Annotated in this window: 11 protein-coding genes and 4 pseudogenes; 8 read left to right on the forward strand and 7 right to left on the reverse strand. The window is 65.2% G+C overall.

Annotated features, from left to right (window positions below; translation table 11 throughout):
* Positions 1 to 3: 3 nt before the first annotated feature.
* Both ACGFU6_RS21205 and ACGFU6_RS21210 read right to left on the reverse strand, forming a co-directional pair.
* Positions 4 to 4898 (reverse strand): annotated as a pseudogene (locus tag ACGFU6_RS21205) (RHS repeat-associated core domain-containing protein).
* Positions 4899 to 5444: 546 nt separating this feature from the next.
* Entirely contained in the window at positions 5445 to 5855 is a 411-nt protein-coding gene (locus ACGFU6_RS21210) for a DNA-binding protein (RefSeq protein ID WP_393612821.1), read from the reverse strand.
* 533 nt (positions 5856 to 6388) lie between these two features.
* On the opposite strand from ACGFU6_RS21210, the gene ACGFU6_RS21215 reads away from it, so the two are divergent.
* The 3 genes and pseudogenes from ACGFU6_RS21215 to ACGFU6_RS21225 all read left to right on the forward strand — a co-directional run.
* A complete protein-coding gene (locus ACGFU6_RS21215) occupies positions 6389 to 7498 on the forward strand; it encodes a hypothetical protein (RefSeq protein ID WP_393612823.1) in 1110 nt (369 codons plus the stop codon).
* A gap of 391 nt (positions 7499 to 7889) precedes the next feature.
* The gene (locus ACGFU6_RS21220) at positions 7890 to 8558 is read left to right on the forward strand and encodes a DsbA family protein (protein ID WP_393612825.1); all 669 of its coding nucleotides are present in this window, start codon (positions 7890 to 7892) and stop codon (positions 8556 to 8558) included.
* 112 nt (positions 8559 to 8670) lie between these two features.
* A pseudogene (locus ACGFU6_RS21225) lies at positions 8671 to 9018 on the forward strand (site-specific integrase); the annotation flags it as partial.
* Positions 9019 to 9282: 264 nt separating this feature from the next.
* Here the strand turns inward: ACGFU6_RS21225 and ACGFU6_RS21230 are convergent.
* Positions 9283 to 9459 (reverse strand): annotated as a pseudogene (locus tag ACGFU6_RS21230) (DNA-binding protein); the annotation flags it as partial.
* A 210-nt stretch (positions 9460 to 9669) separates the two neighbouring features.
* Complete coding sequence (locus ACGFU6_RS21235) at positions 9670 to 10017, reverse strand: hypothetical protein (RefSeq protein ID WP_393612827.1); 348 nt, start codon at positions 10015 to 10017, stop codon at positions 9670 to 9672.
* A gap of 184 nt (positions 10018 to 10201) precedes the next feature.
* Between ACGFU6_RS21235 and ACGFU6_RS21240 the strand changes: the two are divergent.
* Positions 10202 to 11365, forward strand: a pseudogene (locus tag ACGFU6_RS21240) (IS256 family transposase); the annotation flags it as partial.
* Between the two features lie 60 nt (positions 11366 to 11425).
* On the opposite strand, the gene ACGFU6_RS21245 reads toward ACGFU6_RS21240, so the two are convergent.
* Positions 11426 to 11869 (reverse strand): hypothetical protein, encoded by a 444-nt coding sequence (locus tag ACGFU6_RS21245; protein ID WP_393612829.1) that lies wholly within the window; start codon positions 11867 to 11869, stop codon positions 11426 to 11428.
* A gap of 189 nt (positions 11870 to 12058) precedes the next feature.
* Here ACGFU6_RS21245 and ACGFU6_RS21250 point away from each other — a divergent pair, with 189 nt between their 5' ends.
* A complete protein-coding gene (locus ACGFU6_RS21250; RefSeq protein ID WP_393612831.1) occupies positions 12059 to 12496 on the forward strand; it encodes a hypothetical protein in 438 nt (145 codons plus the stop codon).
* A gap of 20 nt (positions 12497 to 12516) precedes the next feature.
* On the opposite strand, the gene ACGFU6_RS21255 is transcribed toward ACGFU6_RS21250, so the two are convergent.
* Complete coding sequence (locus ACGFU6_RS21255) at positions 12517 to 13065, reverse strand: hypothetical protein (protein WP_393612833.1); 549 nt, start codon at positions 13063 to 13065, stop codon at positions 12517 to 12519.
* 767 nt (positions 13066 to 13832) lie between these two features.
* On the opposite strand from ACGFU6_RS21255, the gene ACGFU6_RS21260 reads away from it, so the two are divergent.
* The 3 genes from ACGFU6_RS21260 (at position 13833) to ACGFU6_RS21270 (ending at position 14958) form a co-directional block, all read left to right on the forward strand.
* Positions 13833 to 14108 (forward strand): hypothetical protein, encoded by a 276-nt coding sequence (locus ACGFU6_RS21260; RefSeq protein ID WP_393612834.1) that lies wholly within the window; start codon positions 13833 to 13835, stop codon positions 14106 to 14108.
* Between the two features lie 77 nt (positions 14109 to 14185).
* A complete protein-coding gene (locus tag ACGFU6_RS21265; RefSeq protein WP_393612836.1) occupies positions 14186 to 14575 on the forward strand; it encodes a hypothetical protein in 390 nt (129 codons plus the stop codon).
* Positions 14576 to 14616: 41 nt separating this feature from the next.
* Complete coding sequence (locus tag ACGFU6_RS21270; protein ID WP_393612838.1) at positions 14617 to 14958, forward strand: hypothetical protein; 342 nt, start codon at positions 14617 to 14619, stop codon at positions 14956 to 14958.
* A 454-nt stretch (positions 14959 to 15412) separates the two neighbouring features.
* On the opposite strand, the gene ACGFU6_RS21275 is transcribed toward ACGFU6_RS21270, so the two are convergent.
* Entirely contained in the window at positions 15413 to 15565 is a 153-nt protein-coding gene (locus tag ACGFU6_RS21275; protein WP_393612840.1) for a hypothetical protein, read from the reverse strand.
* Positions 15566 to 15846: the final 281 nt, after the last annotated feature.

The following is a 15846-nucleotide window of genomic DNA, read 5'->3' on the forward strand; positions in this document are numbered from 1 at the left end:
TTACTATCTCAAATGGTCCGGGAGTTTCGACAGATCCGGCTGTATTTCGGGAATGTCGGGCTTTGGTACCTTGATCTCCTTGTAGCCACCACCCTCTTCGTCACGGGTATACCACCGAATCTCCTCCCAGGGCCGACCAGGGCGCTGGTCCTCAGGATCCCTCCACGCAGCAGCTCCGTCATAATTGCGGACTGCGTAGGCTACTTCACTCATCTCCCACGCAGTTCCGTCACCGCGGCGAGGATAGTTGGCTTCATGTGAGGTATTGAACTGCGAACCGTGCTGGGCCGCTCTCCGGAATGCGTCCGTGATGTCTTGCGGGGTGTTCCAGTCGGCTATCTCGCCCCGGCTGTTCGGCATTCCGTCGAGGGTGATTGACAGGGTGGTGTCGCGATCTCCGATGGCGCCCATCACGTTCGTCATCCACACAGGGCCCCCGGCCTCCTGACCGGCGTAGTCCGGGCCGTTGTAGGTATGGGCTCCCGGGTCTCTGGCACGGTTCGGATCGTGGCCGTCGACCGACGGATCGTTGCGGAGGTAGCTCGCCAGTGACTCCGACGGGTGATTTGGCGGCACATCCACCCCCAGCACCACACTGTGCCGAGGCTGGCCCTCCGCGCGATGCGGGCACCCCGCCAGCCCCAGCGGGTCGATCCATCGTGTGGGGTTGTCGACGTACGTGACTGGGTTCGGAGCGGGCGTCAGGCCGAGAGGGTCGGGGGAGAGGTAGCGGCCGGACTCGGGGTCGTAGTGGCGGTGGCGGTTGTAGTGGAGGCCGGATTCGGGGTCGAAGTACTGGCCCGGGAAGCGCAGCGGGGTGTAGGCGCCGGCGCCGCGGTTCCATGAGGTGTTGCCCCACAGAGTGGCGCGGGTGTGCCACGCCACCTCGCCCTGCTCGTCGATGAGTTCGCGCGGCGTTCCGACCCGGTCGGTGATGATCGCGAAGAAGCGGTGGTCGACTTCCGACTGGTCCAGAAGCCTACGCTCCACCTGGGTGACCGGCTTCACGCCGTCGTGGTCCCAGGTGAGGGCCACGGAGTCCGGGGAGCCCGCTATGGAGCTGACCTGTTCGCAGAGGATGTCGCCGTCCCACGCGAAGGTCACCTCCTCGGCAACCGTCGTGCCGTCCCCCGACAGGCGCTGTTTGGCGGTGCGGCGCCCCAGGGCGTCGTAGATGTAGCGCCAGCGCGTCCCGTCGGGTGTGGTGACCGAGACCAGGCGGTCCTCGGCGTCCCAGCCGTAGCGCCAGGTGTCGGGCTTGCGGGAGAGGCGGGCCTTCTGGCGCAGGACCACCCGCCCTTGGGCGTCGTGTTCGTATCGGACGCTGCCCGCGCGGGTGATGCGGGTCCCGGTGTACTCGCGGGGTCCGGTGGCATCGTCCGTACCGGGCCAGGTCGCGGTGGTCTGGTTGCCGGCCTCGTCGTATGTGTATCGCTCGGACCAGTTGTCAGCGGTGATGCCTGTGACCCGGCCCTCGCGGGTCACCTCCAGTCGCTTGAATCCGCTGGTCAGTTCATCGACCGAGGCGAGGTGGCCGTCGGCACGGTAGGTGTATGTGCGGCGTTGGAGGGGCCGGTCTCCCGGGGTGCGGACGTTTTGGTCGGTCAGGCGGCCTGCCGGATCGTAGGTGTACTCGACGGTCAGCGAGTCACCGATCCGGCGGGTTGTCTCGCGGCCCGTCTCGTCGAAGGCGAAGGCCAAGTGATGACCGGAGGAGTTCAGTTCAGCGGTGGGGCCGGCCGGGAATGACCATGTGCTGACTGCTCCGGACGGGGTGACACGACGGACGCGCCGTCCGGTCTCGTCGTAGGTGTTGCTCAGTTCGCGTCCGTCGCAGATCTCGCGGAGGACCCGGCCCGAACTGTCGCGGACGTAGGACAGCTCAGTGTCCGGTCCTGTCGCCGAGGCGAGGTGGCCTCGGATGTTGTAGGTGAACCGGGTGACCGCGCCGGCTGCCTCCTTGGCGGTGATGCGGCCGGCGAGGTCACGCTCGTAGCGGACGGTCTGTCCGAGGCCGTTCGTGCGTGAGAGGAGTTGGCCGCCGGCGTCGTGGACATAGCTGAGTGTGCGGCCGTCGTAGTCGGTCTCGGCGCTGGTGCGGCCGCTTGCGTCGTAGGTGTAGTCCCAGGTCAGGCCCTGAGGGCTGGTGACCCGGGTCAGACGTAACTCGGTGTCGTGGGTGAACTCCTGGCGGGCGCCGTCGGGTGTGGTGCGGGCCGAGACCAGGTCGAAGTGCGTGTACTCGAAGTGGGTCTCGCCGCCCGCCGCGTCGACGTGGAGCAGGCAGTTGCCCTCGCCGTCGTACGTCCAGGACTGCTGCGAGCCATCGGGATCCGTCCGCCGGGCGAGCTTGCCCTCGACGGTCCATTCCAGTGCGGTCGTGCGGCCCTGCGGGTCGGTGATCCCTACCGCACGCCCGAACGCGTTGCGGGTGTAGCGGGTGACCGTGCCGAGCCGACCGCGGACCGCCAGCGGCAGACCGGCTATGTCGCAGTGCAGCCGGTCCAGTGCGCCGAGGGAGTCGTCGACTCCGGTGAGCTGACCGTTCGGGCCATGGGTGAGACGGGTCGTCGTGCCGTTCGGCCGGGTGAAGAGGGTCGGGTTGCCCCGGTCGTCGTACTCCTGCCACGACGTTGCACCGTCGGGGCCGGTAACTGCGGCGAGCTGGTTCAGCTCGTTGTACTCGATTTCGGCGGAGCTGCCGTCTGGGTGCTCGATCCGGGCCAGGTTTCCGTGGTCGTCGTAGGTGTAGTCGGTGGTCCGGCCGAGCGCGTCGGTCCGGGAGAGGAGCCGGTCGTAGCGGTCGAAGCTGCGGCGGGTGATCACGCCCAGTGGATCGGTCTCAGCGATCGCCTGGAGACGGGCGTTGAAGTAGTGAACCTTGGTCGCGCCGAGGGAGTTCGTGTATCGGGTGACGCGGTCGCCGGTCTCCGGGTGGGTGTCGTACGCGAACGTGGAGGACAGGTAGCCGACCGGACCGATTGTGCGGACCACCCGGCCGGCGTCGTCGTACACGTAGCGGAACGTGGAGTCGTTGCGGTCGGTCCAGGATGTGATCCGGGCGTCCGCGTCGTACGTGAAACGCAATGGGAGCCCCGAAGAGTTGACGACTCCTTCGAGGTTGCCCACGGGGTCGTACCCGTAGCGCATGACGGTGACAGGACCGTCGGGCGTACGCAGGGACATCTCCCGCACTCGGGCGTCCTCGACTGCCAGATCGATCCGGTAACCGCCGGAATGACTGACCGTTGTCGGGCTGCCGTCGCCGGTACGTGTGAACGAGATCAGGTTGAGGTTGCGGTCCTCGATTTCCTTGAGCCAGTAGGCCGGCGATGCGTTGTACGCGTTGCCTCGGAACGATCGCGTCAGACCCGTGTACGGGTCGGTGACGAGGTAGGTGGTCTCCCCGTTGTCGTGTCCGCCGTGCACCAGAGGAAGCCGGCACCTTCAAGGGGCAGGACACCTTCGTCGTCCCCGGGTAGCGGCAGCCGCGGATAGACGAGGAGTGAACCGTCGTCCCGTGACCACACGGCCCCCGCGCCGAGTGGGTCGAGTTCGATCCGTTCGTCCAGCGTGGAGGCCCAGCTGCGGCCGAACCACTGGCCGTAGCGGTAGTCGGAGAAATGTGTCCGTCGCAGGACGAGCGGAAGGACTCCGGGCAGGGCCACATCGGTCTGCGGCAGTGTCATCTCGCCTGTGGCGACGTCCACCGGGTCGTTCTCACAGGTCTTTTTGTCCAGCGAGATGCTGTTGCGACGCGGCTCGTCCTTGGCGCTCTTCAGTGCGTCCGCCTTGGTGTGAGCGGAGTCCCGGCGCGTCCTGGCAGGGGGCGGGACGGTCTCTCCGTCATCCTGGCGCACCTTGTTGAGCCTGTCCTTGATATCCAGATCGATCTTCTTCTGCGCCTCCGATATCTCCCTGACCGCCTTCGGCAGCTCCTCGCCGAGGTGGTCGCCCACCGCCTTGTTGGCTTTGCCGAGAGCTTTCATCGCCTTGTCGATCACGGGGTCCAGGGCGTTGGCGATATCGTCCTTGCCCCGGGTCCGTCCATGGTGCGTCCGGGCTTTGGCCAGCCTGCCCGCGGTTTTGCCGTGAACGTCGACACTGACCAGATTCAGGCTGGTGCCGGCTCGTTCGTGCTCCGAGTGCTCGATGTGCACCCCCTTGCCGGGCGCTGCTCCGGGTCCACCGGCTGAAGCGAGCTGGAAGGAGTCCTTGGCTCCGGCCACACCTTCGTTGAAGCCCTCCTTGCCCGACTGGCCGACCTGGTCCATGTCGACGCCGTCCTGCAGACCGAGCATGGTGGCGCCGACCTGTACTGCCAGATCCGCGGCCATGCCTTCCAATGCGGCGACGGCCGGTTCGGTCAGAGCGGAGACGATATAGCTGACGACTTCTTCCAAACACTCCTTGATGACCCGGCGGATGGCCTGCTGAGCAACCGCGATCGCTCCCCCGCCGATGAGCATGGACAGTCCGCCGGTCACCGGTATCAGAGCCATGGAGATGCCCGCCTTGCCGGCCAGCACCCCCAGATGGACAAGCGCCGCGTACTTCATGGCTTCAATCGCCGTGGCCGCGTTGTCCAAGGCTCCCGCGATCATGCGAGCGCCGTCGGCCAGATCCTTCACATGCTTGTTCTTGACCTTGCCCCAGTGGCCGCCGAGCGCGTCGAGAGCTTCGCCGTAACCGGACGACAGCAAACGTTGCACATGCTGATTTGCGAGGTATCCGTCGTCCTCCACGTCCTCGGCGAACTCCCGGAGCGCGTCGGCCATGTCTCGATACGCGTCTTCGTCAACGTTCGGCCAATTGACGCCGATGACGTCAAGTAGGGTGTCGGCCCAATCCGGCACAGTTACAGCCACAGTGTGAAGTCCCCCCGAACGAAGCAGCATTCAATGAACGCACATGCGAAGAGGATCTCATTCCTGGGCTGCCTCACCAAAGCCTTTCGGGGTCGGCGGGCGTCGGCGAGCGGGTGGCTGCGGCGTGAAAGAACTGACGTCTTGGCGCCATGTCCCGCGAGGCCGGGGGGGCGTGGGACGTGCGCTCGCTGTCCCCACGCGAGGGACGCCTTCTGGTCGAGGCCGCTGTCGGAAACTGCTGCCGCTCGCTGGCCAAGCGAAGGCCAAAGGTGAGCCTTCTGGTGCGGGACCTCTGAAGTGGTCCAGACAACAAACAAGGCCCTGGTCTCCGACCAGGGCCTTCATCATGGAGCGGGTAACGAGAATCGAACTCGCGCTCTGAGCTTGGGAATCAACGGTTCTTGAGTCGTCATAGGGTCGCTGACCTGCAAATTTGCATTGTGCAGGTGGATGGCCTGCGGTCTCTGGGAGCCGTATCTGACCGCTGTTGTCCGCTCTGCTGGGCACGGATAGGGCACGAGCGCCAGCAAGTGCGACGGAAGCTGCCGAGGTGCGAGCTCCAGGTGGGCCGGCGTGTCAGAGAGGGATGATGCGGACCTGATTGCCGCAGAGCTTGGTCTTGTCGTCGCTGTCGTCGCTGTCGGACGTCAGTAGGGCGACAGGCTTCGGCTGGCGGAGCGCTGCCTCGGCGACCGTGGCGTCGATGGCGTACTTGTGTCCGTGCAGTCCGGCGGCTTTGAGGAGTTCCGCTGTCGCGTCGGCCGCTTGTTCGGTGACCGGTTCCACTTTGATGCGGGACAGCGGCCGGTTCAGGCGAGGCATGTTGGTGCGCGAGTGGGTGACTTCCACGATGGTGTTCGCCCTGATCACCAGGTCGGCGCCCATGTCGTGGAAGACCTGCAGCATCGCGAGGAGCTTGCGGTCCTGCGCGATCCAGGCGGAGCGCCCTTCCGAGTCCGGGACAACGGTCTCGATGTGCTCACTCACGCGGCGTCCGCGTCCTTGGCGCAGCCGGGGGTGCCGAAGATCTTCGCGTGGGCCTTGGTGAGTTCCTCGTCGCTGAAGTCTCCGTGCTCTTCCTCGTGCCGACGTATGCACATGCTGGCCGGGCCCAGACCTTCGGTTGCTGTGGAGTCGTCGACCAGGTGCCGGCGAGTTCTGGACAGGCCCGGCTGCGGTGTGCGCAGAGGCGAGTGAGGTGGGAGGGGTGAGAGGAAGAGTAGTTGGCACGGCAGCGGCTGTAACTGCTGGTTTCACGCGTCGCACCAAGCGAGCCGCTGTGCCCGGCGGCAGGTGAGGCGGGCACCGAAACGGCTGACCGACAGCGTTCCGACGGGTTGTACTTCTGGGACAGTGGAAATCGGATTTCGAACCCACGGGCCGCCGTCGGGGTGCAAGCCCTGCCGTTCTGCAGAGCCGCAGGAGGACTGAGCTCGAGCCTCTGCGGCACGTGGAGGGCAATCGCACTCAAGTACCGGATCGCACAGGCAGTACCGACCTCATCAACAGGAGGCACGCCCATGCACGTCCGCACCTCACATCTGTCGAGCAGACCCGTCCGGGCCGTGATGCTCGTTCTGGGCATGGTGGCCGCTCTTCTGGCCGCAGCTCTTCCCGCAGCCGGCCCGGCACACGCCGCCGTACCCGACCGCTGGGGCTTCGCGTATCTGGACAACGCGACTCCGCCCCCCGGCTACGCACCCGACCCCTCTCGGCAGTGGGGCAGTTGGGCTTCACCTTCCGCCAATCCCGTGAAGGTTGACCAAATCGGTCTCGGTTCGTACGTGGTGCACTTCCCCCTGATCGGTGGTCCGGGTGGCATCGCCCACGCCACCGCGGTGAACAGCGTTGCCCACTGGTGTCAGATCGCTGACTGGAAAACTGTGGGACCTGGTCAGGACGTGTACGTGAACTGCTACCTCCCCAGCGGTGCACCGGACAACTCCACCTTCACGGTCCTCTACACGAGCAGCAGCGGCTTGCCCGCCACCCCCTCCGGCTCGTACGGCTACCTGAATTCGGACAGCAGCGGCACCGTACTCACCCAGTACAACTCCGCGGGCTCCACCAATGCGGTGAGCAAGGGCTCGACGGGCATCTGGAAGGCGTGGCTTCCGTCTCTCGGGCTGTCCAGCTACGCGGGCGATCTCCAGGTCACCGCTGTCGATCCACGGCAGGGAGCGCGGTGCAAGGTGTCAGACTGGACACCAGGGACGGCGGGCCAGACCGTGATCGTTGCCTGTTACGACGCGTCCAACCAGCCATACGACACCGAGTGGACTTTGAGTTACTCCTATCTGCGAGCGGTACACGGCCCGGCCTTTCCGCCGAAGTCCTTCGGGTATCTCTGGTACAGCGGGTCGCTGCCCGCTCTGACCAACTACAACTCCAGCGGAGCCACCAACAGCCTCGGTGGCTCGGGAGCGCCCTTCACCGTCACCATGCCGTCGGTGGCCGTCCCGTCGGACACCGCGCACGCCACCGCTTACGGCCGCAGCGCCGACTACTGCGGCCTGTACAGGCCCTGGGACCGGACCAGCGGCTCCGTCCGGCTCTACGTAGCGTGCTTCGACCCCGGCGGAGCGCCGGTGAAGACGCCCTTCTTCGCCGCCTACACGTCGGCGTTCTGACCTGAGCACGACTACCACCGGAGCACGTTCCTGGAAACGTGCGCTTCGGGCACTCCGGAGGCGCCGAACGAGTGGCACTCGGACCACGAGCGGCAGCGGGGGGTTGCCGATGGGCTGGACCGGATGGTGCGGGCTATCGCGAAAGGCAGTGTGACCAGCGGCAGAAGGGCCCACGTGGCGCAGAGGTGTTGCTGAACGGGTCCAGACCATGACAGAGGCCCAGGTCGCCGACCTGGGCCTCTGTCATGGAGCGGGTGACTTCCTGTGGCTCTGCCCGCGAGGAATAAGCAGCGCTTCTCGGTCTGGTGTATGCCAGTGTCCCAGGGCTGGCGATCCGCCTTGCGGGCCGCCGCGTAGACTCTGAGCCATTTGCCACTGGGGAGGGGCATCCATGAAGGTGAAGCGCGGGATTCAGGGACCGGTGATCGCCGCCATCCTTGGGCTGTTCCTTCTGGCCTGTGGGGTGCGTTCTGGTCATGCCACCGACGCTGATATACCCGAGTCTCTGGGCGCGGACGGGACGACGATCGTGGTCGGTGATGAGGGCGCGGGTACCACCGTCCAGCTCTTTGAGGATCTGCGCTGCCCTGCCTGTCAGGAGTTCGAGACACAGGGCGCCGGGGCTGAGCTGCACGAACTGACTCAGAGCGGTTCAGTGCAGGTCCACTACACACTCGCGTCCTTCCTCGACGGCAAGTTGGGCGGCAACGGCTCGAAAAAAGCTGTGAACGCGTTGCGCGCCGCACTGGCAGAGGGCCGGTTCGTTGAGTTTCACCAGGTCCTCTACGCAAATCAGCCGGATGAAGCAGTCGATGGCTTTACCAACGATTTCCTCCTGAAGATGGCGTCCCGCGTCGAGGGTCTGCGCGGGCCAGGCTTCGATGGTGCGGTCCGAACGATGAAGTACCAAACCTTCGTCGACGCATCCGAGAGTGCCTTCCAGAACTCCAGTGCCAGAGGTACGCCGACACTCAAGGTCAGTGGAGTGGAACGGCCGGAGTTCGAGAACGGCTACCTCGCCGACTACATCGAGAAGCCCTCCTGGATCTCAAGGCTTTAATACCTTCCAGTCTGCCCCAGCGCCTGGCGCCAGGCCGACTTGATCCCTGATTCGCCCTTGCGTACTCCGCAGAAGCTGGGCGAGAACCAGAGCCAGAACTCGTGAGTAAACCGGACTGCTCTTCGTGGGTGAGCAGGGAGCGCCGTTCCGTCGTTCATCCTTCGGGCGGAAGCGGCGCAGGGCGCGGGGCGCGGTCGGTATGCCCGACAGCTTTCGTTTCTACGATCTTCGTCACACCGGGCACACGCTCGCCACGCGCTCGGGGGCGACGCTCAAGGACACGATGGTCCGGGCCGGGCAGTCGTCCGAGAATGCCGCACTGATCTATCAGCACTCGGATCACGAGCGGCAGAGAGAAGTGGCGAGCGGGCTGGGCAAGATGGTCCGGGCCGCGCGGGGGAAGGGCGCTGAACAGCGGAAAGACGGTCAAGGTGGTGCGGAGGTGGTGCGCGACGCTTAAACCGGTCTAGACAACAAGAAAGCCCCGGGCCGTTGGCCTGGGGCTTTTGCATGGAGCGGGTGACGAGAATCGAACTCGCGCTCTGAGCTTGGGAATCAGCGGTTCTTGGGCTACCAAAGGTGCCCTGACCTGTGGTTTCTCGTTGGATGGGATGGTTGGTTACGGTCCCTGGGAGCCGCACCTGACCGCTGTTGTCCGCTCTGCTGGGCACGGATGGGGCACGAGAGCTGACAGTGCGACCCGTGCTCCGAGCGAGCCGACTGGTCAGAGGAGGATGATGCGGACCTGGTTTCCGCAGAGTTTGGTCATGTCGTCGCTGTCGGAGGTCAGGATGGCGACGGGTTTCGGTTGGCACAGTGCTACCTCAGCGACTGCCGCGTCGTTGGCGTACTTGTGTCCGTGCAGCCCGGCGCCTTTGAGGAGCTCCACTGCGGCTTTGGCCTTGTTCTTGAACCCTTCTGGGAACAGCTACCCCCGAGCCATGGCAGACCACTTCCACCTGCAGACCGCCACGCGACCTGCCGTTCAGGTGTCGGCATCCGGGGGCGCCTCACTCCGCCGCCCTTCCCAGGAGGCCGGCGGCTCGGCTTGCGGCTACCGAGGGCGGGCTTGCCGAGAGGGGGACACGATCGGGAAGCGCGGCCTGCCCACTCATTCGGGCTCGGATGACCCTAGAAGCTGGATACCTCCCTTCCACGGCAGTTCGTCCTCGAAGTCACACGCCGCAACGGCTTGCGCCTCTACACCCCACAACGCCTCGAGAATGCGTGAGACGATCTCCACCGCAACCGCCTCCCCGTCTTGCGTCGTCGGTTCCGTCTCGACCTGTACAGGCCACCGGACAAAGTCGTTCGACGGAGCTTCGTCGTCCCGTGCATCAGGGTTCCGGCGCACCTCGACTTCAACGTCGCCCACCGTCAGCGCGCGCCGCTCGAAGGTTCCCTTGAAGACGCCGCCAAGAAGGATTTGAGTATCGGCGACCGTAATTCCAGCGACCATGATCCTGCAGTGGGTCTGTACGGTGAGTGGTGTAACTCCCGTACTGAGAGCGACAGTTGATGACGGACGTGAAGAGTGAGGTCGAGGCCGGGGCCGCTGCGAGTGGGGCGGACGCCGTGGATGACGGGCTGGTTGCCGAGCTGGTGGCCCGGGCCGAGGCCGGCGGAATGAAACTGACCGGTGAGGGCGGGGCGGCTTGCTGGCGGAGCTCACGCGCAAGGTGTTGGAGTCCGCGCTGGAAGGTGAGCTGACCGACCACCTGGGACACGAGCCCGGCGAACGGGCCGAGGGCGGCCGGGACAACTACCGCAATGGTCACCGCTCCAAAACGGTGACCACCGAGGTCGGCCCGGTGGAGATCACGGTGCCGCGGGATCGGGCGGGCACGTTCGAGCCGCAGCTGGTCAAGAAGCGCCAGCGGCGCCTGGGCGGCGTGGACGAGATGATCCTGTCGCTGTCCGCGAAGGGTCTCACCCACGGCGAGATCTCCGCCCATCTGTCCGAGGTCTACGGCACCGAAGTCTCCAAGAGCACGATTTCCACGATCACGGACAGCGTGATGGCCGGCATGGCCGAGTGGCAGAACCGGCCCCTGGACAGCGTGTACCCGGTCGTGTTCATCGACTGTGTGAACGTGAAGGTCAGGGACGGGCAGGTCGCCAACCGGCCCATCTACATGGCGCTGGCCGTGACGGCGGAAGGGCACCGGGACATCCTGGGCCTGTGGGTCGGCGACGGCGGCGAGGGCGCGAAGTACTGGCTGCAGGTCCTCACCGAGATCAAGAACCGCGGTGCCCGGGATGTGCTGATGCTGGTCTGTGACGGGCTGACTGGTCTGCCGGACGCGGTCAACACTGTCTGGCCTGCGACGATCGTACAAACGTGCGTAGTCCACCTCCTGCGGAACAGCTTTCGTTACGCGGCCCGGCAGGACTGGGAGAAGATCGCGAAGGCGCTCAAGCCCGTCTACACCGCGCCGACCGAAGACGCGGCCCTGGAGCGTTTCCTGGAGTTCAGCGAGACATGGGGCAAGAAGTACCCGGCGATCGTGCGGCTCTGGGAAGGCGCCTGGGCTGAGTTCGTCCCGTTTCTCCAGTTCGATGTCGAGATCCGGAAGATCGTCTGCACCACCAACGCGATCGAGTCCGTCAACGCTCGCATCCGCAAGGCCGTGAGGGCCCGTGGCCACTTCCCCACGGAACAGGCCGCGCTGAAGTGTGTCTACCTCGCGGTGATGAGCCTGGACCCCAAGGGCACCGGAGCCAAACGCTGGACCATGCGCTGGAAGGCCGCCCTCCAGGCTTTCGACATCACCTTCGACGGCCGGCTCACTGCCGGACGTCGATAAAAACAATCAACCGAGTCCCACCGTTTACTACACAGACCCTGCGTGGGCCCTGTACTGCCGTCAGGCTCTGGTCTGACCGGAAGGTGCCCCGAAGCTCAGCGAGCCCACGTTGCCAGCCTGAATCACTGGGCCGTGCTGCACGCCCCCGCTGATCGTGTTATGGACATCCGCGACCTGTTGATCACGCTTTGGCAGCACCAAGTCATCGATCAATAACCGGAGTTCGGAAGCCGCGGCCGGATTGGCCAGCAAGGTGCGCCGCAATCGTGTACGCCACTCCGCCTGGACATCCAAGGCGGTCTGCTCGTCGCTGGTCTCCATCGCTGCCGCCAGTTCTCCGCGCGAGATCTCCAGCTCCCCCTCGATCACGTCTTCCTCACCACCACCGCGACGAGAGAAGAACGACACCATCCGGTCACGAGCTTGTGCCCAGGAATCCACTGCCATCTGCTGAACCAATGCCGTAGCGCCTGCGGCAGCAAGTGCCACCAACTCCGCTTCCATCGGGCCCCCTTTGTAGCATCTGAGGCAGCCACCGTACCCCTGACACTCGACGACCACGGCGGCGTCGTAGCCCTGCGCTACGCCGTCCACTCCACTGCGTACGATTGGCGCCACCTGCTCGCCCATCAGCTATGCAGGAGCGGCCTCTCGTACTTTCCTGATTTCGTCCCTAAACCTCGACAACCGTTCGTGGTTCGACCGTCCAGCCTGCTGGAGATCAAAACCCGCAGTGCGTACCAGCTCGACGAGTGGCTCGCCGGTGTGCCGGACGGGCCGGCGCTGCAAACGCACTGGTATCTCGCCGTGACCGGGTACGAGCAGGTGCACGTCGCTGCACTGCTCGGCGGGTACCGGCTGGTTGTGTACTGTGTCGACCTGCGTTCATGGCACTTCCGGCTCGACGACAACCCGAGCCTCTCCGTGGCCTACATCGACGCGTTGCGCGCCGCTCATGCCGGGGGCTCCTCGACGAGCTGCCGGGTTACGCCGGGCCGGAAGAGGCCAGCACGAGTCGAGGGCAAGCCGATCAAGTGCCTCGACCACCCCTGCGACGGGCTGCGGTACGTGATCCACTCGACTGCGCACGGGTGGCGCCAAGTGTCAGACGTATTGAGGGACGGCGGTTGATCAGCTGCTAAGTCCGGGACTCAGCGGTAGCGTCGAAGAGCCAACCAGTGCTTCGCCAGGAATCCGAAACCGATCACCACGTCGAACCACCCAATCGACTCCCACATCACTCGCGTGCTGTCGCCCCCGGATCCGTGACCACCGACAACCAGGAACATGCCGAACAGGATCCATACGACTGACCCGTAGATTCCACGACGTGCCTTCTTGAGGAATCTCTGTCTCTGAAACTGAGACTGGGCGTAGCGTGCTGCGCGTTCTGCATCTTCGGCGTCCAGAATTCGTTTCGTGCGTGCCGCCCAGCGAGCCCGTAACTCTGCCTCCTCTGGGCTCGGCGTATCCGGCAGGATCACATTGCCGTTGATGGATCCAGCCTGGACCACGGGCCCGTTGACATGGCCGCTCACGCCGTTACTTACGTTGTTGGTGACGTCCCGTCCCTCTCCCATGTTCCAGAAGGTACGGGAGGGCGCCACCACTCTCAATCGACTCATGTTGATCCGCGCCTGGCTGGCTTGGTACGCGGAGAAGATCCCGGGCGGGTTGTTGTTCGTGGGCGAGCGGGGCAAGCCTCCGTCGCTCGACCTTCGGCCGGGAGTGGCGCAAGGCCCGTAGCGTGGTTGGCCTGCCGGCCGATTTCCGGTTCCGCGATCCTCGCCACACCGGACGCACCCTGACCACCCGATCGGGCGCGACGCTCAAGGACACGATGGTGCGTGTCGGCCAGTCCACGGAGAGGCCGCGTTCATCTGTCAGCACTCGGACACCGAGCGTCAACGTAAGGTCACTTCCGGGCCCGACTCTCGGGTGCAGGCCGAACGTCGGAAGGCTGCGGTCGGCCAAGGCCGATGAACAGGCATCGGGCACGGAGCGGGCACGAGACACCTAGACAGGTCTAGACAACAAACAAGGCCCAAGTCGCTGACCTGGGCCTTTCGTGGAGCGGGTGACGAGAATCGAACTCGCGCTCTGAGCTTGGGAATCAACGGTTCTTGAACGGCTGTAGTGGCCCTGGCCTGCATGTCTGGCTGGAGCGGTCGAGGGTGGCGTGGTCTCTGGATACCGTGCTTGACCGCTGCTGTCCGCTCCGAAGGGCACGGATGGGGCACGAGGGTGATCGATGCCGCCGTGCCATGGGTGGGGAAGTCACCGCGCTGGATCAGGCGCTCGGCGTCGTGCGATTTCATCCCTGGCGATCTGTCGCAGGGCAATCCGGTCGACCGCCATCGATCCGGAGCCGTAGTACCGGCGGTCGGCGGACTGCGCCTCATTGCAAGGCACCAGCAGGAACCCCATCATGAGGTACTAAGGTACCGTGGATGCGGAGGTGGGATCTATGACCACGGCTTCGAAGCCGCCCCGGCAGTCGCCGCTCAAGGTGGATCCGGCGACGGACAAGCTGATCAGCCAGGGCGCACATTTCCTGGGCCTGACGAAGAAGGACCTGGTGGCGGAGGCGGTACGGGTATACCTGGACCAGAGGCGTGAGGATTTGCGCGAGGGCATGGTGGAAGCGCTCAGTGTCCTGGACGGTTCCTTGAAGTCGGACGTCATGCTCCTGACCGGTCTGACCGTGGAGGAGATCGACGCAGTCGTCGGGATCGACGAATGACCATTCACGCTGCGATGCGTCCCGCCAGGCCCTCCCTGCGATGCCTACGCGATGACCTCGGTCTGCCCCTACCGGCGGTGACCGACCCCCTGGACGAGATCGAGCACCCGATCCTGGAGAAGACCGCCGAACAGTTCGCGACGGACGATGCCAAGCATGAGCGCATCCGCGCTGTCGATGACCAGGTGTTGTTCAAGGTGAAGGTCCAACGTTGGCGCGGGGCGGTCTGGGTGGACGCCGACCTTCCTTGGCAGCCGGCCGCCGCGAGGACGGCTCCACCGACGACTTCTACGCCGCTCTCGAAGCTGATGGCAAGAGTGCCCGAACCCGCTACAACGCCGGCAACGCAGGTGCGCTCAAGTCCGCCACGTACACAGCCCACCTACTCCCCGCTCGCGAGGACCACGTCCGTTACCGCGCCGAATCGGGAGTACGTTTCGTCCGGCGACTCCGGACTACGGTTCTGACCCTGAGCCGTGCCACTCTCCGGGACGGCCAAGAGCACACGGTGGACTTCGACACCTACACCGTCGGCCTTCAGGTCCGCGCCGACGATGGCCATGAAACTTATCTTGCGGTGCGGATCACGGGTTCGGTCCCTCCGAACCTCACTACTTTGATCCTGCGCAACGTCCCCGGCTGTGAGGCCGACGGTTGGTGTCCCGAATACGCCCTGCTGGAGCGGGACCTGCTCCCCGCCGAGCAAGCCTGGTCCAACCCTGATGGACCCTCGCGAGGCCGCCCGACTCCTCGACGCAGAGCCGTAGTAGCCGGAACAAAAACAAGGCCCAGGTCACTGACCTGGGCCTTCATCGTGGAGCGGGTGACGAGAATCGAACTCGCGCTCTGAGCTTGGAATCACCCGGCACGTGGATGACTACATGGCCACGGAGCTGGGCAAACGTCTGTGGAGGGCGGCATGCGGCAAGCCACCTGGAACCCCCTGCTGACCGCTGTTTACCACCACTACTGGCACGTTGTGGCACGGCCGTAGCCGGTAGGGCCGTTCGCTTCGACACCAGGCGTGCACGCCCGCGGCGATGATCCGGATGTGTCCCCCTCGGCTGAGCCGAGTGTGGGCCCTTGGGCACCTTGTCCTGTGCCGATCGAGCTTGTGACATGGAGGCAGTGGGCTCGGGGATGCGCCAGACGATTCGGACCTGTTCCTCGAGGGGGAGTGAAGGAACGCCGTCATAGCCCACACCCTGTGACTGCTTCTCCGGGACCGCCCCTCCCAGTATCAGGCCGCCCAGTTCACAGAGGGATTTCAGGGCTGAGCGCCGGCACCGCTCGCCAACCGCGCGTCAGGCAAGGATGCGCGTGACAATCCAGTATTCGTCCTCCTCGGACGTGACCGCGCACAGATGGCGACCGTCCACCGACAATGCCAGAAACTCCGGCGAGCCAGTTGCGCTTGCCACGCGAGACGGCAGTCCTGTTTCGACGGAATCCTTCACGAGGACCCACCCCACAGAACTGCCGCCCTGTCCTGGAGGCACGATGAGGAATTCCCCCGCACCTGACACAAGAGGCAACTTGAAGGTCTCAGCCAGCCACTGACGATCCAGCTCCGCTGCTGCGTCTGGGTGTGACTCCGGGACTTTCGCGGTCGGCCTGACCTCTACCCCTGTCACAGCGCGGATGGCGGTCAGGACGGCAGGCGCAGGACAGGGGACTTCCCTCCCGAGGGCCAGCAGTCCACACGCTTCGAGGGTGTGCTGCCAGGCCGGGTTCTCCG

The sequence above is a fragment of the Streptomyces sp. NPDC048462 genome, assembly GCF_043200175.1.
Lineage (GTDB): Bacteria > Actinomycetota > Actinomycetes > Streptomycetales > Streptomycetaceae > Streptomyces.

Coding starts and splice junctions, on each gene's coding strand:
- ACGFU6_RS21215 (WP_393612823.1), top strand. CDS start 6,389: ATGCACGTCCGCACCTCACATCTGTCGAGCAGACCCGTCCGGGCCGTG.
- ACGFU6_RS21220 (WP_393612825.1), top strand. CDS start 7,890: ATGAAGGTGAAGCGCGGGATTCAGGGACCGGTGATCGCCGCCATCCTT.
- ACGFU6_RS21235 (WP_393612827.1), bottom strand. CDS start 10,017: ATGGTCGCTGGAATTACGGTCGCCGATACTCAAATCCTTCTTGGCGGC.
- ACGFU6_RS21245 (WP_393612829.1), bottom strand. CDS start 11,869: ATGGAAGCGGAGTTGGTGGCACTTGCTGCCGCAGGCGCTACGGCATTG.
- ACGFU6_RS21260 (WP_393612834.1), top strand. CDS start 13,833: ATGACCACGGCTTCGAAGCCGCCCCGGCAGTCGCCGCTCAAGGTGGAT.